General features: G+C 65.3%; 19 protein-coding genes. 12 read left to right on the top strand and 7 right to left on the bottom strand.

Annotated features, from left to right (window positions below; all coding sequences use genetic code 11):
- The first annotated feature begins 23 nt into the window (after positions 1–23).
- The gene (locus AB4Z00_RS17420) at positions 24–836 is read left to right on the top strand and encodes a TorF family putative porin (protein WP_134093173.1); all 813 of its coding nucleotides are present in this window, start codon (positions 24–26) and stop codon (positions 834–836) included.
- A gap of 55 nt (positions 837–891) precedes the next feature.
- On the opposite strand, the gene AB4Z00_RS17415 is transcribed toward AB4Z00_RS17420, so the two are convergent.
- Positions 892–1647 (bottom strand): SIMPL domain-containing protein, encoded by a 756-nt coding sequence (locus AB4Z00_RS17415; RefSeq protein WP_442046722.1) that lies wholly within the window; start codon positions 1645–1647, stop codon positions 892–894.
- A gap of 94 nt (positions 1648–1741) precedes the next feature.
- Between AB4Z00_RS17415 and AB4Z00_RS17410 the strand changes: the two genes are divergently transcribed.
- From AB4Z00_RS17410 to AB4Z00_RS17385, 6 genes are all read left to right on the top strand, one after another.
- Positions 1742–2170, top strand: a complete 429-nt coding sequence (locus AB4Z00_RS17410; protein ID WP_132263458.1) for a VOC family protein — start codon at positions 1742–1744, stop codon at positions 2168–2170.
- 281 nt (positions 2171–2451) lie between these two features.
- Positions 2452–3819, top strand: a complete 1368-nt coding sequence (locus AB4Z00_RS17405) for a glycosyl transferase family protein (RefSeq protein ID WP_243654092.1) — start codon at positions 2452–2454, stop codon at positions 3817–3819.
- On the top strand, positions 3816–5075 hold the full coding sequence (locus tag AB4Z00_RS17400; RefSeq protein ID WP_442046721.1) for a hypothetical protein: 1260 nt from the start codon (positions 3816–3818) through the stop codon (positions 5073–5075). Before AB4Z00_RS17405 ends, AB4Z00_RS17400 begins: the two co-directional genes overlap by 4 nt.
- Before the next feature lie 47 nt (positions 5076–5122).
- Positions 5123–6037 (top strand): sulfite exporter TauE/SafE family protein, encoded by a 915-nt coding sequence (locus AB4Z00_RS17395; RefSeq protein ID WP_132263452.1) that lies wholly within the window; start codon positions 5123–5125, stop codon positions 6035–6037.
- A complete protein-coding gene (locus AB4Z00_RS17390; protein WP_442046720.1) occupies positions 6034–6798 on the top strand; it encodes a TIGR02186 family protein in 765 nt (254 codons plus the stop codon). Before AB4Z00_RS17395 ends, AB4Z00_RS17390 begins: the two co-directional genes overlap by 4 nt.
- 83 nt (positions 6799–6881) lie before the next feature.
- Positions 6882–8549, top strand: coding sequence for an ATP-binding protein (locus AB4Z00_RS17385; protein WP_442046719.1), 1668 nt, complete (start codon positions 6882–6884; stop codon positions 8547–8549).
- Positions 8550–8579: 30 nt separating this feature from the next.
- On the opposite strand, the gene AB4Z00_RS17380 is transcribed toward AB4Z00_RS17385, so the two are convergent.
- From AB4Z00_RS17380 to AB4Z00_RS17370, 3 genes are all read right to left on the bottom strand, one after another.
- Positions 8580–10010, bottom strand: coding sequence for an MATE family efflux transporter (locus AB4Z00_RS17380; protein ID WP_442046718.1), 1431 nt, complete (start codon positions 10008–10010; stop codon positions 8580–8582).
- 7 nt (positions 10011–10017) lie between these two features.
- Positions 10018–10764, bottom strand: coding sequence for a 7-carboxy-7-deazaguanine synthase QueE (locus AB4Z00_RS17375; RefSeq protein WP_442046717.1), 747 nt, complete (start codon positions 10762–10764; stop codon positions 10018–10020).
- A 362-nt stretch (positions 10765–11126) separates the two neighbouring features.
- Positions 11127–13796: a valine--tRNA ligase gene (locus AB4Z00_RS17370; RefSeq protein ID WP_442046716.1), complete on the bottom strand. Its 2670-nt coding sequence runs from the start codon at positions 13794–13796 to the stop codon at positions 11127–11129.
- A 180-nt stretch (positions 13797–13976) separates the two neighbouring features.
- On the opposite strand from AB4Z00_RS17370, the gene AB4Z00_RS17365 reads away from it, so the two are divergent.
- The 5 genes from AB4Z00_RS17365 (at position 13977) to AB4Z00_RS17345 (ending at position 18495) form a co-directional block, all read left to right on the top strand.
- The gene (locus AB4Z00_RS17365; RefSeq protein ID WP_132263443.1) at positions 13977–15092 is read left to right on the top strand and encodes an ABC transporter permease; all 1116 of its coding nucleotides are present in this window, start codon (positions 13977–13979) and stop codon (positions 15090–15092) included.
- On the top strand, positions 15089–16018 hold the full coding sequence (locus AB4Z00_RS17360) for an ABC transporter ATP-binding protein (RefSeq protein ID WP_243654090.1): 930 nt from the start codon (positions 15089–15091) through the stop codon (positions 16016–16018). Before AB4Z00_RS17365 ends, AB4Z00_RS17360 begins: the two co-directional genes overlap by 4 nt.
- Before the next feature lie 10 nt (positions 16019–16028).
- A complete protein-coding gene (locus AB4Z00_RS17355; protein ID WP_132263441.1) occupies positions 16029–16967 on the top strand; it encodes an MlaD family protein in 939 nt (312 codons plus the stop codon).
- A 32-nt stretch (positions 16968–16999) separates the two neighbouring features.
- A complete protein-coding gene (locus tag AB4Z00_RS17350) occupies positions 17000–17647 on the top strand; it encodes an ABC-type transport auxiliary lipoprotein family protein (RefSeq protein WP_243840862.1) in 648 nt (215 codons plus the stop codon).
- Between the two features lie 293 nt (positions 17648–17940).
- Positions 17941–18495: an outer membrane protein gene (locus AB4Z00_RS17345; RefSeq protein ID WP_132263439.1), complete on the top strand. Its 555-nt coding sequence runs from the start codon at positions 17941–17943 to the stop codon at positions 18493–18495.
- A gap of 99 nt (positions 18496–18594) precedes the next feature.
- Here AB4Z00_RS17345 and AB4Z00_RS17340 read toward each other — a convergent pair whose 3' ends face one another.
- The 3 genes from AB4Z00_RS17340 to AB4Z00_RS17330 are packed head-to-tail and all read right to left on the bottom strand — an operon-like array spanning position 18595 to position 20143.
- Positions 18595–19290, bottom strand: coding sequence for an ATP12 family chaperone protein (locus AB4Z00_RS17340; protein ID WP_442046745.1), 696 nt, complete (start codon positions 19288–19290; stop codon positions 18595–18597).
- Positions 19287–19496: a hypothetical protein gene (locus AB4Z00_RS17335; RefSeq protein ID WP_132263437.1), complete on the bottom strand. Its 210-nt coding sequence runs from the start codon at positions 19494–19496 to the stop codon at positions 19287–19289. Before AB4Z00_RS17335 ends, AB4Z00_RS17340 begins: the two co-directional genes overlap by 4 nt.
- Entirely contained in the window at positions 19493–20143 is a 651-nt protein-coding gene (locus AB4Z00_RS17330) for an HAD-IA family hydrolase (protein ID WP_132264174.1), read from the bottom strand. Before AB4Z00_RS17330 ends, AB4Z00_RS17335 begins: the two co-directional genes overlap by 4 nt.

Raw genomic sequence — 20143 nt, 5'->3', positions numbered from 1 at the left:
AAGAATTCAGTGAGGGAATGACCATGTTTATGTCCGTCCGCGGCGCTTTCGCCGCCACTCTGCTCGCATCCAGTGCAATCGCAGCAACTCCGGCTTTCGCTGACGAGGCCGATGCGCCTTCCGAAGTGACCGTGACCGGCAACGTCGCGCTGACCAGCGACTATCGCTTCCGCGGCGTCTCGCTCTCCGGTGGCGATCTGGCCGTCCAGGGCGGCATCACCGTCTCCCACAAAAGCGGTTTCTACGCCAGCATCTGGTCCTCCTCGCTTCACAGCAGCGAAGTGGACGTGGATGGCGACGGCGTGGGCGACGGATCGGTCTATGGCGACCAGGAACTCGATCTCATCGGCGGCTGGACGGGCGAAGTGACTTCGGGCCTGACGCTTGACGCCGGGCTGCTCTATTACGTCTACCCTAGCGGCAAGATCGGCGACGCGAACTATTGGGAGCCCTACGCCTCGATCAGCGGGCAGGTCGGACCGGCCAAGCTGAAGCTGGGCCTTGCCTACGACTGGAAGCAGAAGGGCCTGCTCGACAACAACGGCAGCAAGTCGGACAACCTCTACGTCTACGGCAATGTCGACGTTGCCATTCCGAACACGCCCGTCACCGTTTCCGGCCACCTTGGCTATACCGACGGCGTCCTTTCGCCCTGTTACTATTGCACGGACACCCGGACGTTCAACGACAAGACCGGCATCGACTATTCGATCGGCGCCTCGATGACGCTGTTCGGCCCGCTTTCCGCCAGCATCAGCTATGTCGGCGTCAGCGGCGTCTCGGTCGACAGCTACACGGACGACACCGTGGTGGGCACGCTTACCGCCTCGTTCTGATCGACAAGCGTTTTGCAGGAGGACCCGCCCGGAGCGATCCGGGCGGGGCTTGCCTCTACTTGAGATAGAAGTCCACGGTCGTGACCACGCGCACCTTCTTGTAGGGCGTATCGGACACGCCCCAGCCACCACCCGAATCGCCGTCGCGCGCTTCGATGGTGAAATAGCCCTGGGTCGCGCTCTTGATGGCGCCGACCTGGGCGCCGCTGTCCTGCGCGAACTGTTCGGCAGCCGCCCGTGCATCGCGGGTAGCAGCGGCGACCATCGGCGGCTTGATGTCGTTGAGGCGGGTGAAAGTGAAAGCCATGCCCGAACCTTCCTCCAGGATGACCCCGCGGCGCACCAGTTCGAACTGACGCCTCACCGCCGATTGCGCGCGCTTCACGTCCTGAGTGCGCAAAGTGACGCGCTGGCGGACAGTGAAAGTGACGACGCCATTGTCCTTGCTCTGCTGCACGTTGGCCCCGGTCGGCTGCAGCGCATCGGCAGGGAACCCGAGTTCGCGGAAGAACGTCTCTATCGCCTGCGTATCGTTCTCGACGCCCGATTGCGCCGTCGAAAGGTCGCCGGCGGAGGCGGAATAGGCGATCGTCCAGGTCGCAAGGTCGGCCGTGACGTCGCGCTCCGCCAGCCCGCGAACCGTCACCGAGCGATCCGCCCGGTGCGCGCGCTTCATGCCGTCGCCAAGGAGATAGCCGCCGGCCACCAGCCCGATGGCCAGGATCGTGGAGGCCGCCAGCCAGCCCCTGACGACAGGATCGCGCAAGAAGGAGGTGGAGTGGCGAGGGTCGGATGGGCTAGTGTCAGGCATCGCGGCTTCTCCCTGAAGTCTCGCGGAACATGGCCGAACAGGTGTGTATCCGCGATGAACCGTTTTTCATATGCGATAAGTTGAAGGAATCTCCGTGACCAAGTACCTCCACACCATGATCCGCGTGACCGATCCGGACGCGACGATCCGCTTCTTCGAACTGATCGGCCTGCAGGAAACCCGCCGCTTTTCGAGTGAGCAGGGCCGGTTCACGCTGATCTATCTTGCCGTGCCGGGCGAGGAGTCCGAAGTGGAGCTGACCTATAACTGGCCGGCCGAGGACGGCTCGTTCGAGCAGTACGAGGGTGGCCGCAATTTCGGCCATCTCGCCTTCCAGGTCGATGATATCTACGCGACCTGCCAGACGCTGGCCGATGCCGGCGTGACGATCAACCGCCCGCCGCGCGACGGCCACATGGCCTTCATCCGTACGCCGGACGGCATTTCGGTCGAGCTGTTGCAGGACGGCCGTCTCGATCCCGCCGAGCCCTGGGCATCGATGCCGAACATCGGCAGCTGGTAAGCCAGACGCCGTCGGGCGCGGGCTACGCTTGCTCAGTGCATTGGGCAACGCCCGGCGGCTTTTCGGACGGGTTCCCGAAAAGTTAGTTAACTTTGTGAAATAGACGCTTGTTCATTGGTGTGCCGCTGGCGCCGGACATACCTCCCGCCCCGCAACGGAAGTCTTGGGAATCGGTTGGCGCCAGTGCCTCCGACAGCCGGGACAGGGATTAATTCCGATCTCCAGCGGGGGCTAACATGGGATTGGTTGAACTTGTTCGGCAGGCGCTTTCAGGCCTGCTTATGATCGAGCAGGAGCTTTTGCTCTTCGCCGGTTTCTGGGTGCTCATCGGCACTCTCGACGAAGTGGCGGTCGATTGCTGCTGGCTATGGTTCCGCATGACGGGGCGGGCACGGACGCAGCGCATCACGGGCGACGCTGCCCGCGCGCCGCTGCGGGGCAAGGCGGCGATCTTCATTGCCGCCTGGCAGGAAGACCAGGTGATAGGTCATACGATCCGCCATGCCTTGTCCGCCTGGCGGCAGGACGATTTCACGCTCTATGTCGGTTGCTACGGCAACGATGCCGCCACTGTCGGCGCAGCGATGGAGGGCGCGGGCACGGACGCGCGCGTTCGGGTGATCATCCATGAACGCGCCGGACCGACCACCAAGGCGGATTGTCTGAACCGGCTCTACCGCGCGCTTTGCGACGATGAACGCCAGAGCGGCCGGGCCTATCGCTGCGTCATTCTGCACGACGCCGAAGACATGGTCCATGCTGCCGAACTGGCCGTGGTCGATGCCGGTCTGGCTTCGGCGGACTTCGTGCAGATTCCGGTACGGCCGGAGCCGCAGGCGGCATCGCGCTGGGTGGGCGGCCACTATCTCGACGAGTTCACCGAAGCTCATACCAAGTCGCTGGTCGTCCGCGATGCCTTGGGGGCGGCGATTCCGGCAGCTGGAGTAGGCTGCGGGTTCGGCCGCGACATGCTGGAGCGGATCGCGCAAGGCCGCCTGGCCGAAGGCAATCCGGGCCCGTTCGCGGCGGAATGTCTCACCGAGGATTACGAACTGGGCGTTCTGGTATCGCGCGAAGGCGGGCGCTCGCGCTTCCTTCGCGTGCGGGACGAGCAAGGGGAACTCGTCGCGACGCGGGCCTATTTCCCGGCCCGGTTCCGCGAATCGATCCGGCAGAAGACGCGCTGGATCCACGGCATTGCCTTCCAGGGCTGGGAAAGGCTCGGCTGGGAAGGCAGTTCGGCGGATACCTGGATGGCCCTTCGCGACCGGCGCGGGCCTCTCACCGCGATCGTGCTCGCCAGCAGCTATGCCCTCATCCTGGTCGAGGGCATTCTCGGGGTTCCGCGGATCCTGGGCTGGGAAACCGCCACGAAGCCGCCGCCGATGCTGGCCTGGATGATCGCGGTCGGTCTGTTCAGCCTGGTGTGGCGCAGCGTGGTGCGCGCCGCACTCACGACCCGCGAATATGGGGTTGCCGAAGGTTTCCGCGCCATCCTGCGCATTCCGGTGGCCAATTACATCGCGATCATGGCCGGGCGTGATGCCTTGGCCTCCTACATCCGCACGCTGAGGGGCGGCGAGGTCACCTGGGACAAGACCCGGCACGATGCGCACCCGGCCTCGCTTGGCGGAGTGGCGGCAGCATGAGCCTGACACAGCCTTTTCGCGGACAGCCGCTCGTGGCCTTGCTGGCAGTGCTGGCAGGCTGGATGGGCGGCCGGATCTCAACCTGGCAAAGTCCTTTGCCGATCGAGGCGGACATCGTTCATGCTTCTCCGGTCGCAAGCGGCGGCGGACAAGGCCTCGCTGGCAACGGCAGCGATGATGCCTTTGAAGGCCCGCTGTCGCCGCCAGGCTCGGGGCTCTATCCGCCCCTGGAATACCTGGCGATGGAGCGGGGCATGGCCGGGCCGGGTTATGCCATGCCGGCAAGGGCGGGCCAGCCTTATCCCGTATTCGTGCGCGTGCCGGTATGGGTGAACGGGCCGGGTTACGGAGTAGCGAGCCGGGCGCCGGCGGCTTTTCCTGCGAGTCCGGATCGCCCGATGCAGTATGGGATAAGCGGCCTGCCCGGCGAGATGGAGTGGGGCGCGCGCGGCTTCGATGTCGCGCCGGCCCGCTTCGTGTCCGGCACGGCAGCAGGGTCGCGCATGCCTTCGGGCCTGCCGCCGCTCTGGCAGCTTGCGGCCCAGCCGGGTCCGCCATCGAGCGTAACCCCTGTCGCGGGACCGAGGCCGTTCCCCAGGCGATGGTCCGGAGATTCCTGGGCGCTGCTTCGACACAACGGAGCAGGGGGGATCACCAACGGCGCGCTGCCGGCGACCTATGGTGCCAGCCAGACCGGCGCGGTGCTGCGCTATCGCCTTTCTCTGGACGATCCGCGGCGCCTTACGGGCTACATGCGCACGACCACGACGCTGAGTTCGGTCATGCGCGAAACCGCTGGCGCGCTGGGCTTTTCCGCCCGGCCTTTCCCGAAGCTGCCGGTCATCGCCGCACTCGAGGCCAGATTGACGGAGCAGGGGGGCGTGCACCGTTTCCAGCCGGCGGCCATGGCGATCACCGAGCTTCCGCCGTTTCCTCTGCCGCAAGGCTGGCGGGGCGAGGCCTACGGGCAGGCGGGCTATGTCGGCGGCACCTTCGCAACGCCTTTTGCTGACGGACAGTTTCGCGCCGACCGCGGGCTGTTCTCGGTAGGGCGCCTGGAAGGACGCCTGGGCGGAGGCGCCTGGGGCGGCGTGCAAAAAGGTGCCGGACGGCTCGATGCCGGACCGAGCGCGACGTTTGCCGTGCCGCTGGGACGCGGGGCATTCGGAAGGGTTGCCGTCGACTGGCGGTTCCGGATCGCCGGCGATGCCGATCCCGGCTCGGGGCCTGCCGTCACTCTATCCGCAGGTTTCTGATTCCCGGCTTTCCTAGCGGCGGATGCTGCGGTAGCGAGAGGGGTGGAATGGATGTCTACCTCCCCATAGCCAACCTCTCCGTCAACGGTCTCATCATCGTTGGCCTGGGGGCGATCACGGGCCTGCTTTCGGGCATGTTCGGCGTGGGCGGCGGCTTCCTCACCACGCCGTTGATGATCTTCTACGGGATCCCGCCGACCGTGGCGGCTGCTTCCGCCGCCAGCCAGGTGACCGGCGCCAGCGTCTCCGGCGTATTCGCGCATACCCGGCGGGGCGGGGTGGATTACCACATGGGCACGGTCATGGTGGCCGGCGGCATCATCGGCACCGGCATCGGCGCGGCGCTGTTCAGCCTGCTGCAGCGGCTGGGGCAGATCGATACGGTCATCAATATCCTCTACGTGCTGATGCTCGGCTCGATCGGCGGACTGATGGCCAAGGAGAGCATCCAGACGATCCGTGCGGAGCGATCCGGGGTGCCCATCGCGGCCCGCAAGCGCCGCCATCACCCGATGGTCGCCAGCCTGCCGCTGCGCTGGCGCTTCTACCGCTCCGGGCTGTACATCTCACCGCTTGCTCCGCTGTTGCTCGGCATGGGCACCGGCATCCTGACGATGCTGATGGGCGTGGGCGGCGGCTTCATCCTCGTGCCGGCGATGCTCTATATCCTTGGCATGAGTGCCAATGTCGTGGTCGGCACTTCGCTCTACCAGATCCTGTTCGTCACCATGGCGACGACGATGATGCATTCGATGACCACCCATGCGGTCGACATCGTGCTGGCCTCGCTGCTGCTGCTGGGATCCGTCACGGGCGCGCAACTCGGCGCGCAATTCGCCCAGAAGGCGAGCCCGGTGAAGCTGCGCCTCGTCCTGGCGATCATCGTGCTGCTGGTCGCGGGGCGCATGGCGATCGGGCTGGGTTATCGTCCGGACGAGATCTACACGGTCGCCCCGCTGTGAAGCGCGGGCTGGCCCCGTTTCTCGCGCTTGCCGCGGCCCTGGCGCTCGGCGGCGCGCGGGATCCGATCCTGGTTCCCGAAGTGTCCCAGCACGAAGTGGACCTGCGGCAAGGCTTCACCGGCACCGAATTGCTGCTGTTCGGCGCGATCCTCACGCCGGAAGGCTCCCGCGCCGCGCAGGATTACGACATCGTGGTCGTGCTCAAGGGACCGACCCAGTCCATCGTCCTGCGCGAAAAGCAGAAAGTCGCCGGCATCTGGATCAATGCGGACAGCACGGAATTGCGTTCCGCGCCGTCCTACTATGGCCTGGCGTCGACCCGGCCGATCAAGGACATCGTCGACGACAAGACGGCCGCGATCTACGAACTCGGTCTAAAGTGGCTGCAACTCTCGCCGATCGGGGCCATCGATCCCACCGAGCAGGCGCGATTCTCCGATGGCCTGGTCGATCTCAATCGCCGCAACGGCCTCTATCGCGACGAGGAGGGCGGCGTGAAAGTCAGTGAGCAAGTGCTCTACCAGGCGCGCATCCGGCTGCCCTCGCAAGTGCCCATCGGCACCTATACGGCGGAGACTTATGCCATTTCGCGGGGGCGGGTGGTCGCTTCGGCCAGCAGCCAGGTCCAGGTGCGCAAGCTCGGCTTCGAAAGGGCGATCGCCAACTTCTCGGAAAACTACGGCTTTGCTTATGGCCTCTTGGCGGTCCTCGTTTCGGTGGGCATGGGCTGGCTTGCCGGACGGCTTTTCGCCCTCCGCTAGGCAGCGTTGCAGGCCCCTCTTAGGCGGAAATTAACCGCGCCGAACTAGCGCTTTCGAACGAAAACGCTTGTTTCGAGGGCTCAATGAACGAGATGCGAATGGACGGCTTCGATCCTGCGACGGCCCCGCACCCCCGGGTGGGCGGTGAAGAGGGGCGCGAGCCGATCGGCGTGATCCTGGAGATTTCCGGTGCCGGCGCCCGCATCGCCTTCGATCTGGCGCGCCTCAACGATGCCGCGCAGCACGTCGATCCTTCGATCGCCATGTCGGGGCAAGTCGGCAGCCAGGTCAAGGTCCGGGTGGGCCGGGGCTGGTTGCTCGCCAGCATCCGCAACCAGAAGAGCGACGCCACCATCCCCGGCGGCATCGTCGCCGAGGCCGACTTCCTGGGCGAAGGGCTGGAGGAACGGCTGACGGGTCGCATCCACGGATTTCGCCGCGGCGTCACGCGCTATCCCACGCCCGGCGCGCTGGTCTACCCGGCCGACACGGACGACTTGCGCCAGGTCTATGCCAGCGACGGACGGCAGGCGGTTCAGATCGGCACCGTCTATCCCACCAAGGACATTCGCGCCGGGCTCTACATCGATGCCCTGCTCGGCAAGCACTTCGCGCTGCTGGGTTCGACCGGCACCGGCAAGTCTACGAGCACCGCGCTGATCCTCCACCGGATCTGCGAACAGGCGCCGGAAGGCCATATCATCATGGTCGATCCCCACGGCGAATATGCTGCCGCCTTTCGCAACACCGGCGTGATCCTCGACGTCTCGAACCTGCAGATGCCCTATTGGCTGATGAACTTCGAGGAACATTGCGAGGTGCTGGTCACGACGCGCGGCGATGAGCGGCAGCTGGATTGCGAGATCCTGGGCAAGTGCCTCCTGGAGGCGCGGGCGAGGAACCGCCTGGCGGAGCAGATCGGCAAGATCACCGTCGATTCGCCGATTCCCTACCTGCTCTCCGACTTGTCCAACATCCTGAACAACCACATGGGCAAGCTTGACAAGGGCCACTCCAGCGCCCCCTACATGCGGCTGCGCAACAAGCTCGACGAATTGAAGGGCGATCCGCGCTACCAGTTCATGTTCTCGGGTATGCTGGTGGGCGACACGATGGCTGAGTTCGTCTCCCAGCTGTTTCGCCTGCCTTCGCGCGGGCGGCCGATCTCGATCATCGACGTGTCCGGCGTGCCGTCCGACATCACCAGCACCGTGGTGGCCGTGCTCAGCCGCATGGTCTTCGACTTCGCCGTATGGGCGCGGGAGGAGAAGACGCGGCCGATCCTGCTCGTCTGCGAGGAAGCGCACCGCTACGTTCCGAACGAGAAGAACGCCGACGGTTCGTCGGTCGGCCGCATCCTTTCGCGCATCGCCAAGGAGGGCCGAAAGTACGGTATTTCGCTGGGCCTCATCACGCAGCGGCCGTCCGACCTTGCCGAGGGCGTGCTCTCGCAGTGCGGCACGATCATCTCGATGCGTCTCAACAACGACCGCGACCAGGCCTTCGTCCGCGCGGCCATGCCTGAAGGCGCGCGGGGCTTCCTCGATTCCATCCCGGCGCTGCGCAACCGCGAATGCGTGATCTGCGGCGAGGGCGTGGCGATCCCGATCCGCGCCTCGTTCGACGATCTGGAGGAATTCCGCCGCCCGGCTTCCGCCGATCCCTCGTTCATCGACCTCTGGAGCCAATCCGGCGGCGAGGAGGAGATGGTGCTCCGCACGGTCCAGCGCTGGCGGGCCCAGGGCAGGTAAGCAAAACCGCGGAGAAGCCGGCGCGCGCGGTCAGGCCTTGAACGCCGCGCGCCACTTGCCCCAGCGGTAGTAGCCGATCGTCAGAGCTACGGTCAGGGCCGAACCGACGGGATAGGACCACCACACCGCGTCGCTGCCGATGACCGGATAGGCGAGCCAGTAGAAGCCCAGACGTCCCGGATAGAGACCCAGGAACATGATTACGAGCGGCGCCACCACGGCGCCATAGGCGCGCATCGTGCCGGTGAGGATCATCGTGATCGACACGATCACGAAGCTGGCCGTGCAGACGAGCTGAATGTGCCGGGCGATCGGCATGGCCGGGCTGTCTCCGCCCAGGAACAACGCCAGCAGCGGGCGGTCGAACAGCACGATCAGCGCCGCCACCAGGGTCGAGAGCGCCAGATTGGTGACGAGGCCCACTTCGGTCACTTTGCCGACACGGCCATGGTCGCCCGCGCCGAGCGACTGCGCGACCATGGCGCTCACCGCCGAGCCGATCGCGAAAGCGGGCATCTGGAGGTAGTTCCACAATTGCAGCGAGGCCCCGTAGGCCGCCGCGGCGTCCAGCCCCTCGCGGTTGACGAGGCTGACCATGATGAGGCCGGCGGAGGACACCAGCAGCATCTGGGCGCCCATCGGCAGGCCCTTGACGATCACATAGGCCAGTTCAGGGCCGCGCGGCACGAGATAGCCCAGTTCCGGCCCGCGCAGGCGCATCGGCAGGTCCTGCCGGTAGATGCGCCAGAGCTGGTAGACCAGGCCGGCGAAGTTCGCGAAGGCCGTGGCCATGGCCGAGCCGGCGATACCCAGCGTGGGGATCGGGCCGGGCCCGATGATGAGCAGCGGATTGAGCACGATGTCGAGCGCGACCGTCAGGATCATGGCGTAGAGCGGCGTCTTGGAATCGCCCGCGCCGCGCATGCCCATGGAGACCATCATCGACATCGAGCCGAGCGGGATCGTCACGAAGATCACCCGCAAGTAGGCGAGCGCCTCGACCCGGCTGGCCTCGGGCGTGCCGAGCGAATGGAGCAGGGCATCCGCGCCGAACCAGCCGCCGATGCCGCAAAGCCCCGAGAGAACGAGACAGAAGCCCAGGCCGGAGCCGAACGTGCGCCGCGCCGCGTCGATGTCGCGCGCGCCGAAATGCTGGCCGACGCGCACCGTCGTGGCCATGCCGAAGCCGAACACCAGCGCGAAGAGCAGGAACATGATGACGTTGGCATTGGCCGTTGCCGCCAGCGCGGCCTCGCCCAGCAAGCGCCCGACCCAGATCRCATTGACCGACCCGTTCAGCGTCTGGAGCACGTTGGAAATCAGCATCGGCACCGAGAAGACCATCAGCGTCTTCAGGATCGGTCCTTGCGTGAGGTCGCCCTTCATCCGCTCCATCTGCCGGGGGGGCTGTCCCTCCTCGGGTTCGGTTTCCCCGTGCGGAATCGGTGATGCCTCGTTCATATGCCCCTCAAGTTCCCCGCGTATCGCCCCAGATGTGTATGTGCAGCCGGTCCGTGAAGCGATAGCCTTCCTGCGTGCATAAATCCGAGAGCCATCCCGACCTCTGCCGGATGACATCGCTGGAGCGACCTTCCGGCATCAGGAATATCCGCTCGGCGGGGATCGCGTGGCGTTCCTGGAGCGCGCGGACTTCGGCCACGTCGGCAGGTTCCGCCACAACGAACTTGAAGTACGCGCGCGGATCGGCCGCCCAGGCATCGAGCCGCTCGGGTACCAGAGCCAGTTCTGCAGGATTGCCGCTGTGCGAGAGCTTGGGGCTGACGTTGTACTGCTGCACCCGTGCGTCGAGGCTGGCATGCGGCGCGACCGAGCCGTTCGTCTCGATCTCGACATGCATCCCCGGTCGCGCCTCATCGAGCGCTGCCAGCATCCGCGCCAGTTGCGCGCCTTGAAGCAGCGGCTCGCCGCCGGTGATGACGAGGCGGTCGGGCGGCAGGTCCGCCACCATGCGCGCCACGTCGGCTTCCTCGGCCATGACCTGGTTGGCCTTGCGCTCGAACGCCAAATCGTCACGGTGGAAGCGGTTATCGCCGGTGAAGCGCCAGGTGTAGGCGGTGTCGCACCACTCGCAGGCAAGGTTGCACCGCGACAGCCGCACGAAAGTGCTCGGCCGCCCCATGCTGGCGCCTTCGCCCTGAAGCGAAGCGAACACTTCGGGTTCGCCGGGAGTGGTGGTGGCAAGGGCAAGCGTCACGGGTATTCTCGAATGCAGTTTGATGGAGCGTGGTTGACACAGTTTACACGGTCCAGGGGAGAAAATGTCACCTTCTGTCGAAAGGTGTCATCTCGCAGCTGATTGCGTGCAAGGGGGCAGGGTGATCACGCGCGCGAAGGTGTCAGATGCGCGTGATGTAGGAAAACGAAAAGTGAGAAGTCCTGGGGGATGATCCCCCAGACCCTCGGAATGTCGAGGTCTCGCCCTGCCTGGCCGTTTTGCGCCCACTGGGAGCCGGGAGACAAATGGCCTGCGGTCGCAAGGAGGGCACGGGCGTGGCTGCGCGCGCGACCTCGCCAGTATCGGGGTGCAGGGGTGTTAACCCCTGCGTTTCCCTTTTCTTATCCCAGCCGCGCCAGCGCAGCCGCCAGACGCTCCGCCTCGGCCGAATGGTGCGCATGATCCGCACGCGCCTTGTCGATCGCCTCGGGCTTGGCCTTCTCGACGAAGGCCGGATTACCCAAACGCTTGTCGAGCGAATCCCGCTCCTTGACCGAGGCGGCCATGGCCTTTTCCAGACGCGCCTTCTCGGCAGCGATGTCGATCACGCCTTCCAGCGGGATCGCCAAGGTCGCATCACCAGCGCCCACCTGCATGGCGGCACCAGCCGGAGCCGCCTCGAAGTGGATCGCATCCAGACGCGCCAGACGGTCGATCGCGGTGCCGTTGCGGCCGATTACCGCGCGGGTCGCGTCGGAAGGGTCGGCGACATAGGCGGTGAGCCGCGCGCCCGGTGCGATGCCGAGTTCCGACTTGGCGCCGCGAAGGTTGCCGATCAGCGCGATCAGCCACTCGACTTCGGCCTTGGCTCCGGCGTCCACCGTGGCATCCGGTGCGGGCCATGCGGCGACGATCAGGTCGTTCTCGCGGGTGCCCATCTTGCTCCACAACTCTTCGGTGACGAAGGGCATGAAGGGGTGGAGCATGACGAGGATCTGGTCGAGCACCCAGCCGGCGACGGCCTTGGTCTCGTCATCGAAGCTGCCCTTGATCAGTTCGATGTACCAGTCGCAGAACTGGTTCCAGACGAAGTGGTAGATCGCATTGGCAGCGGCGTCGAAACGCAGGTCCGCCATGGCCTTGTCGAGCAGGGCGACGGTCTCGACGACTTCGCCGATGATCCACTTGTTGACCGCCGTGGTCGCCTTGGGAGCGGCGATGGAGGTGCTGGCGACGATGCCGTTGGACTGGCAGAAGCGCGCGGCGTTCCACAGCTTCGTGGCGAAGTTGCGGTAACCTTCGACGCGCTTTTCATCCATCTTCACGTCGCGGCCCTGGCTCTCCATGGCGGCCATGAAGAAGCGCAGCGCGTCGGCGCCGTACTTGTCGATCAGGCCCAGCGGATCGACCACATTGCCCTTGGACTTCGACATCTTCTGGCCATCGGCGGCGCGGACGAGGCCGTGGAGGTAGAGCCGCTTCCACGGCACTTCCTTCATGAAGTGAATGCCCTGCATCGCCATGCGCGCATCCCAGAAGAACAGGATGTCGAAGCCGGAGACGAGCAGGTCGTTCGGATAGTGCTTCTTCAGCAGCGGCGCATCTTCATCAGGCCAGCCGAGCGTGGCGAAAGGCCAGAGCGCGGAGGAGAACCAGGTGTCCAGCACGTCGTTGTCGCGGGTCAGCTTCTTGTTGCCGGCCTGCGCCTGTGCCTCTTCCTCGGTCTCGGCGACGAAGATTTCGCCGTCTTCCGAATACCACGCCGGGATGCGGTGGCCCCACCAGAGCTGGCGGGACACGCACCAGGGCTGGATGTTTTCCATCCAGTTGAAGAAGGTCTTTTCCCAGGTCTTCGGGACGATCTCGATCGCGCCCGAGCGGACGGCTTCCATCGGCGGGCCGGCCAGCGTCTGCGCATCGACGTACCACTGGTCGGTCAGCCAGGGTTCGATGACCACGCCGCTGCGGTCGCCGAACGGGGTCTGGATCACGCGATCCTCGACCTTTTCGAGCAGGCCGTCGTCCTCCAGGAACGCGACGATCGCCTTGCGCGCCTCGAACCGGTCCATGCCGATGAACTGCGCGGGGACGAGGCCGTCCTGCGTCTGGCAGAGCTTGGCATCGGCATCGAGCATGTTGAGCATGTCGCCGGCCTTGAAGCCCGCGCGCTTGCCCACCTCGAAGTCGTTGAAGTCATGGCCGGGCGTGATCTTCACCGCGCCGGAACCCAGTTCGGGATCGGCATGCTCGTCCGCGACGATGGGGATTTCGCGACCGGTGAGCGGCAGGGTGACGGTGGCGCCGCGTGCAAGGAGTTCCTTGTAGCGCGCGTCCTCCGGGTTCACCGCGACGGCCATGTCGGCCAGCATCGTCTCGGGGCGGGTGGTGGCGACGTGGATGTGGCCCGAACCGTCCGAAAGCGGATACTTGATGTGCCAGAAGTGGCCGTTGGTCTCGCGCGTTTCGACCTCAAGGTCGGAAATGGCGGTGCGGAACTTCGGGTCCCAGTTCACCAGGCGCTTGTCGCGATAGATCAGACCCTGCTTGTGCAGATCCACGAAGACCTTGACCACGGCCTTGGTGAAGTGCGGATCCATCGTGAACTGCTCGCGGCTCCAGTCCATCGAGCAGCCCAGACGGCGCAGCTGGCCGGTGATGGTGCCGCCGGATTCGGCCTTCCATTCCCAGACCTTCTCGATGAAGGCTTCGCGCGTGTAGTTGGCGCGCTTGTCCTGCTTGGCCTCCATCTGGCGCTCTACCACCATCTGGGTGGCGATCCCGGCGTGGTCAGTGCCGACCACCCAGAGGGCGTCCTTGCCCTTCAGGCGCTCGTGACGGATCACGATGTCCTGCAGCGTGTTGTCCAGCGCGTGGCCGATGTGGAGCGATCCGGTGACGTTCGGCGGCGGGTTCACGATGGTGAACGGCTGCGCGTCAGAACGCTCGGGGCGGAACAGCCCTTCGCCTTCCCAGTGCTGGTACCACTTCGCCTCGATCTGGGCGGGGTCGAAAGTCTTGTCCAGCGCGGCTTCGGGCGCGGTTTCGGGGGAGGCTTCTGGAGTGTCGGTCATGGCGCCGCGCTTTGCCAGTGCGGGGCGTCATTCGCAAGTGCCGCCAACACGGGATGCCGCCATAGTCGCGGGACGTGCATAAAGGATGGCTCCAATACGGTTGCGATTGCGAAATGAACAATTCGCCGCGCCGGGGGAACCCCTTGCCGGTACAGGCATTTTCCCCCAATACGAGCACACATGCGGGAATGGGCTGAATTCACTCTGTCGGAAAGCGACCAGGACGGCGTCCAGACTGTGGCGCTGAAGGGGCCGTTGCGCGTCCATTCCCTGGGCAATCTTGACCACAAGCTGGCCGCCTTGCACGGCCCGTTCGACCGGATCGACATGTCCGGCGTCACCGATATCGACACCACTGGCGCCTGGCTCGTCTGCCGCTATGCAAGCGAGCATAACCTTGAAGTCGTGGGCGAAAGCGACCAGGCCAAGCACCTGTTCGCGGCGATCGGCCGCGTCCCTGACGAACAGCCGGAGATCGAGCCGGAGCGGCCTCTTCTGGTCCGCACGGTGGGCGAACTCGGCGATCTCGTGGTCGGCTGGGGGCACGGGCTAGTCCGCTCTGTCGGCTTCCTGGGGGAGCTGATCTCCGCGCTCGGCGCGGCGATCCGGCACCCCTCGCGGCTTCGGGGCACGGCGCTGGTGCATCACATGCAGCATGTGGGCGTCAACTCGCTGTGGATCGTCGGGTTGATGAGCTTCCTCATCGGCATCGTCATCGCCCAGCAGGGCGCAGTGCAGCTGGCGCAGTTCGGCGCTGAAATCTACACGATCAACCTCACCGGCCGGCTCGCGATGCGCGAACTGGGCATCCTGATGACCGCGATCATGGTCGCGGGGCGCTCGGGCTCGGCCTTTGCGGCGCAGATCGGCACGATGAAGCTGACCGAGGAGGTGGACGCCATGCGCACCATCGGCGTCTCGCCGATGCAGGCTCTGGTGGTTCCGCGCGTCCTGGCGGCGATGCTGATGATGCCGCTGCTCGGCTTCTATTCCACGGTGCTGGCGATCATCGGCGGCGCCTTCATCGCGAATTTCGCGCTCGATATTCCGTTCTGGACCTTCCTTCAGCGCACTCAGGAAGTCGTGCCGATCACTGACGTTTGGGTGGGCCTGCTCAAGGCTCCCGTGTTTGCGCTGATCGTCGCCCTGGCAGGCTGCTATCAGGGGATGCAGGTGACCTCGAACGCCGAGGAAGTGGGCGCGCGCACCACCCAGGCGGTGGTCACGGCGATCTTCACTGTGATCGTGCTCGACGCCTTCTTCGCGATCTTCTTCACCAAGATCGGCTGGCAATGATCGAAAGCGAAAGCCTTCAGGCGGAACCGGCGGAAACCGCCGCCGATTCCGATGAGAAATTCCCGATCGTGGTCGAGGGGCTGCGCAATGCCTTCGGCGATCACGTCATTCACGAGAATCTCTCGCTCAAGGTCCGCAGGGGTGAGATTCTGGGCGTCGTCGGCGGGTCGGGCACTGGCAAATCGGTGCTGATGCGCTCGATCATCGGGCTCCAGCAGCCGGAATCGGGCGAGATCACCGTGCTCGGTCACCACATGGGCGATTCCACCGATGAGGAAGGCCGCGACTTGCGCTCCCGGTGGGGCGTGCTGTTCCAGGGCGGCGCCTTGTTCTCGACCTTGACCGTGGGTGAGAACGTGGAAGTGCCGCTCAAGCAGTTCTATCCCGAAATCACCGACCAGATGCGCGGCGATATCGCGCGCTTCAAGGTCCGGCTCGCCGGCCTGTCGGAAGAATCCGCTTACAAGTATCCCAACGAGCTTTCGGGCGGCATGCGCAAGCGTGCCGGCCTGGCGCGGGCGCTGGCGCTCGATCCCGAACTTCTGTTTCTGGACGAGCCGACCGCCGGCCTCGACCCGATCGGTGCCGCCGCTTTCGACCGGCTGACGCGCGGGTTGAAGGAGACGCTCGGGCTGACGGTATTCCTCATCACTCATGACCTCGACACGCTTCACGCCATTTGCGATCGCGTGGCGGTGCTGGCGGACAAGCAGGTGATCGCCGTGGGCACGATCCCGGAATTGCTGGCGCTCGATCACCCCTGGATCCAGGAATATTTCAACGGCCCGCGCGGCCGTGCCGCGCTGGGCGCGAAAGACGAGATTTCGATGAACGACGACGCGCTTGTTGCGCAGGACGGTTCCCCTCCCGAAGGACCGGCCGTGGACAGCAGCAACGGGCGCGATATCAACGGACGCGGGGCATAGGGTAATCAGCATGGAAACACGGGCCAATCATATCTGGGTCGGAGCCGTCACGCTGGTCCTTCTGGCGACCCTGGCGGCGTTCATCATCTGGATTGCGCGCCTGAACGATGGTGCGCGCAACGAATACGACATCTTCTTCAAGCAATCGGTGGATGGCCTCGCCAAGGGGTCGGGCGTCGATTACGCGGGGGTGCCGGTAGGGCAGATCAAGGAAATCGAGCTGTGGCCGCAGGATCCCAGCTTCATCCGCGTGCGGGTGAAGGTGGACAAGAAAGTGCCCGTCACCGTCGGCACCACCGCCACGATCCAGGGCAGCTTCACCGGCGTTGCCGATATCCAGCTCGAAGGCGCCGTGAAGGATGCGCCGCTTTTGACCGAGCCGGGTCCGGAAGGCGTGCCGGTCATCCCCACCAAGCGCGGCGGCCTGGGTGAAATCCTGTCGAACGCTCCGCTGTTGCTGGAGCGCCTGGCGACGCTGACCGAAAACCTCAACTTGCTCCTCTCGGAAGAGAACCGCCGGTCGATCACCGGTATTCTCAAGAACACCGACAAGATGACCAAGGATCTTTCGTCGGCGACGCCGCAAGTGAAGCAGACCCTTGCCGAACTCCAGGGTACGCTCAACCAGGCGACCCGCACGCTGACCGCGTTCGAAGGCGTGGCCGGCAAGGCCGACAGTCTCCTGGGCGATCAGGGCAATTCGCTGGCCGAGCAGCTCCGCAACACGCTGGGCGCGGCGCAGAAGTCGATGGAGACGCTGGACCAGACCCTGCAGCATGCGCAGCCGGCTTTCGATCAGGTTTCGCAGCAGACGCTTCCCGCCGCCGAAGCTGCCATCCGCGACTTGCGCGCCACCAGCAAGGCGCTGCGCAACGTGACGGAAAAGATCGACGAGCAGGGCGCTGGCGCACTCATCAAGGGGCAGAAGCTGCCCACTTACAAGCCATGAACGGGCGATCCATGCGCCTGCACGAACCGAGAATGAAGATGGGAACCGCGATGAAGCTCCGGCACAAGACCCCGATCCTCGGCGGCGCGCTTGCAGCCGCGGCAGCCCTGGCGCTTTCGGGCTGCATCAGCCTGGCGCCCAAGGCCCCCGATCTGCTGCTGCGCCTGACGCCGGACCAGACCGCGCCGGCCGGTTCGCAGGCCACCGGGCAGATTTCCGAGGCCATTGTCGTGCTCGATCCCGAAGCCGATCGCAGCCTGGACGTGCTGCGCGTGCCGGTGAGGGTGGACGGATCGACCCTGTCCTATCTCAAGGACGGTTGGTGGATTGAAAAGCCGAGCCGCCAGTTCCGCTCGCTCCTGGCAGAGACCTTGCGGGCCCAGACCGGCCAGCTCGTCGTCGAAGGCGGTGATTTCGAGGTCACCGGCAAGACGCTGATCGGCGGAAGGCTGCTGCAGATGGGCTATGACGTCCCCACGTCGTCGGTGATCGTGCGTTTCGACGCGATCCGCACCGAGCGCAGCGGCCCGCTCGTGACCCGGCGATTCGAGGCGATCGTGCCGGGTGTGAAGGCGGAGGCAGCCTCGGTCGGTCCGGCGCTCAACAAGGCGGCAAATGACGTTGCCAACCAGGTCGCCACCTGGGTGAAAAGCGGCGGGGCGAGCGCTGCGCCTCAATAATCATGACAATTTCTGTAAGTAATTTTCGCATTTAGGTGCAGGGCCGGGGTAAGTAGGAGGCGATCTGGAATTTTAATTCAGACGCCTCTTTTTATTTTTTGTCCCTTATTCTGTTTTCCGGAAATCCGCAGGCGGCCTTCATTCTTGAGGTCGGTGTTGTGGTAAAAACATCACAATGACACTTCTGTGACGTGACTTGTTCAGTGCGCTGTATTGAAAGCATTTTCCTGCGCTGTATTCGGCCCGGACCCCGCGGCCGCAACGGCCGGGTAAAACAGAATGCAGGAGCTACCATGAACAAGTTCGCCCTTCTTGGCGCCGCCGCCCTTTTCGCCGCGCCCGTCGCCGCCAATGCGCAGGCTTATGTCCAGGCTCAGACCGGTCTCGACAGCGTTTCGGTCAATGGCGGTTCGTCGGAAGGCCTGACTTACGGCGTGGCCGCCGGTTATGATTTCCCGGTGCGCGAAGCCTTGTTCTTCGGCATCCAGGCGGGCATTTCGGGCAGCACCACCAAGGAATGCGCAAGCGATCTCCTGGCTACCGGGGACAAGCTTTGCGTTCGCGCCGGCCGCGATCTCTCCGCGATTGCCCGCGTCGGCACCAACGTCGGTGACACGACCAAGCTCTACGTGCTGGGTGGCTACACCAATGCCCGGCTGCGCGTGACGTACAACGACGGCGTCAACAAGGACAGCGACGGCGTCAACCTCGACGGTTTCCGCCTTGGTGCCGGCTTTGAACATGACTTCGGTGGCAACCTGTTCGGCAAGGTCGAATACAACTATTCGAACTACGAACAGGGCTACAGCCGCCACTACGGCCTTGCCGGTCTTGGCGTGAAGTTCTGATCAGAGCGACTTCTGCACGGCGGCTCTGCCGCGTAAGGCTATAAAAAAAAGCCCGCTCCGGTTCGACCGGGGCGGGCTTTTCGGCTTTTTCGTGCAGCTTCAGGCGCGCGCCAGTGCGGCCAGCCGGATCGCCAGCTTGAACGCCTCGAACCTTGCGGCGCGGCGTTCGGCGGCTTCCCAGTCTTCGCCCCAGAGTTCGACCTGCCAGTCCTCTTCGAGGTTGGCCGCGTTCCACAGGGCCTCGGCCTCGGCATCGGACCGAATCGCCGCCATGGCGATCACCAGCGACGCGGCGAGGCTGGAGAGCATCTTCAGCGCCGCCAGCGCAAAGTCGTTCTCGGCGGCGAGGGCGGTTTCCAGCCGCGCCAGCGTTTCGGCCGGCTGAGGCTTGTGGAGCACGCCGGAAATGCGGGCGAAGCGGATGTCGTAGCGCTGTTCGGCTTGCGCCAGCAGGGGCTCCCACACGGCCAGCTGGCGCTGGTAGAGCGCGTCCTCGGGGTCGCCGCGATAGCAGAGCGTGTCGGTTTCGGCATAAGGCAGCACGTCACGCACGGTCTGCGCCCGGTCCTGGGCGACGGCGTCGATCGCGAAGTCGGCCAGGTCGCGCAAGTGGAAGGACTGGGCGTCGATCTGCTCGCCCTGCGCGGCCCATTCGGCGGCCAGCGCTTCGGCCAGCGCGCGGGTGGGAACGATCTGCGCGCGGCCTCCGGCCGTCCTGATGGGGCGGCCGTCCAGCAGCACGCGCCACTGGCCATCGATCTCCTCGACGCCGGCTTCCTTGTAGAAGCGCTTCATCGCGGACTGCGCCATTTGCGGGCGAGGATCTTGGGGACGACGAAGACGTCGACAAGGCCGTTGGCGATCAGCAGGTAGCCGAGCCAGAGCGGCGCGGCGAGCTTGTTGGCGCCGATCGCCATGCCCGCGATCACGCAGGCGACGCCGAACAGGCGCACGAGCTGGATCGTGGCGAAGCGGGCCTTTGCGGGGTCTTTCTCGCTCACGTCAGCAGGTACTCCATGAGTTCGTTCGGTGCTTCGCAGACCTTTTCGGCGCCGGCCTCGATCAGCTCGCGCGGGTGATGATAGCCCCAGTCCACGCCGACGGCGCGGGTCCCGGCGGCCCGGGCCATCTTCATGTCATAGGCCGTGTCACCGATCATCACGGCAGCTTCCGGCATCGCCCCGGCCTCTATCAAGGCTTCCTCCAGCATCGCGGGATGCGGCTTGGAGGGATGGCGGTCGGCGGTCTGGAGCGTGACGAAGAGATCGGAAATCCCGTTCGCCGCCAGGCAATGCGTCAGGCCGCGATCGGACATGCCGGTAGCGACGGCGAGAGTCCAGCCGCGGGCGTGGAGCGTGCGCAGGCAATCCTCGATGCCGGGGAACAGGGGTTGCGACACGCGCCCCTCTTCGCGGGCCTGGCGGAACGACACCTTGTAGGCCTCGGCCATGGCGTCCTGCTGGCGCTCGTCGCTCTCCGGCAGCAGCTGGCGGATCGCCTGCGGCAGCGAGAGGCCCACCGCGCGCCGGATCAGGGCGCGGGAGGGGGCGACCAGGCCGAATTCGGCGAAGCTCGCCTCCATCGCCTCGCAGATCGGCGCCTGGCCATCGACCAGGGTGCCGTCGCAATCGAAGACGGCGAGCTTCAC

This window comes from Novosphingobium sp. YAF33 (assembly GCF_052113265.1).
Classification (GTDB): domain Bacteria; phylum Pseudomonadota; class Alphaproteobacteria; order Sphingomonadales; family Sphingomonadaceae; genus Novosphingobium.
This window is presented reverse-complemented; position numbering and strand designations above follow the sequence as displayed.

What these genes read in the sequence shown, in the direction of transcription:
- AB4Z00_RS17420 (WP_134093173.1), top strand. Translation starts at nt 24, where the DNA reads ATGTTTATGTCCGTCCGCGGCGCTTTCGCCGCCACTCTGCTCGCATCC.
- AB4Z00_RS17415 (WP_442046722.1), bottom strand. Translation starts at nt 1,647, where the DNA reads ATGCCTGACACTAGCCCATCCGACCCTCGCCACTCCACCTCCTTCTTG.
- AB4Z00_RS17405 (WP_243654092.1), top strand. Translation starts at nt 2,452, where the DNA reads ATGATCGAGCAGGAGCTTTTGCTCTTCGCCGGTTTCTGGGTGCTCATC.
- AB4Z00_RS17400 (WP_442046721.1), top strand. Translation starts at nt 3,816, where the DNA reads ATGAGCCTGACACAGCCTTTTCGCGGACAGCCGCTCGTGGCCTTGCTG.
- AB4Z00_RS17395 (WP_132263452.1), top strand. Translation starts at nt 5,123, where the DNA reads ATGGATGTCTACCTCCCCATAGCCAACCTCTCCGTCAACGGTCTCATC.
- AB4Z00_RS17385 (WP_442046719.1), top strand. Translation starts at nt 6,882, where the DNA reads ATGAACGAGATGCGAATGGACGGCTTCGATCCTGCGACGGCCCCGCAC.
- AB4Z00_RS17370 (WP_442046716.1), bottom strand. Translation starts at nt 13,796, where the DNA reads ATGACCGACACTCCAGAAGCCTCCCCCGAAACCGCGCCCGAAGCCGCG.
- AB4Z00_RS17365 (WP_132263443.1), top strand. Translation starts at nt 13,977, where the DNA reads ATGCGGGAATGGGCTGAATTCACTCTGTCGGAAAGCGACCAGGACGGC.
- AB4Z00_RS17360 (WP_243654090.1), top strand. Translation starts at nt 15,089, where the DNA reads ATGATCGAAAGCGAAAGCCTTCAGGCGGAACCGGCGGAAACCGCCGCC.
- AB4Z00_RS17355 (WP_132263441.1), top strand. Translation starts at nt 16,029, where the DNA reads ATGGAAACACGGGCCAATCATATCTGGGTCGGAGCCGTCACGCTGGTC.
- AB4Z00_RS17350 (WP_243840862.1), top strand. Translation starts at nt 17,000, where the DNA reads ATGAAGATGGGAACCGCGATGAAGCTCCGGCACAAGACCCCGATCCTC.
- AB4Z00_RS17345 (WP_132263439.1), top strand. Translation starts at nt 17,941, where the DNA reads ATGAACAAGTTCGCCCTTCTTGGCGCCGCCGCCCTTTTCGCCGCGCCC.
- AB4Z00_RS17340 (WP_442046745.1), bottom strand. Translation starts at nt 19,290, where the DNA reads ATGAAGCGCTTCTACAAGGAAGCCGGCGTCGAGGAGATCGATGGCCAG.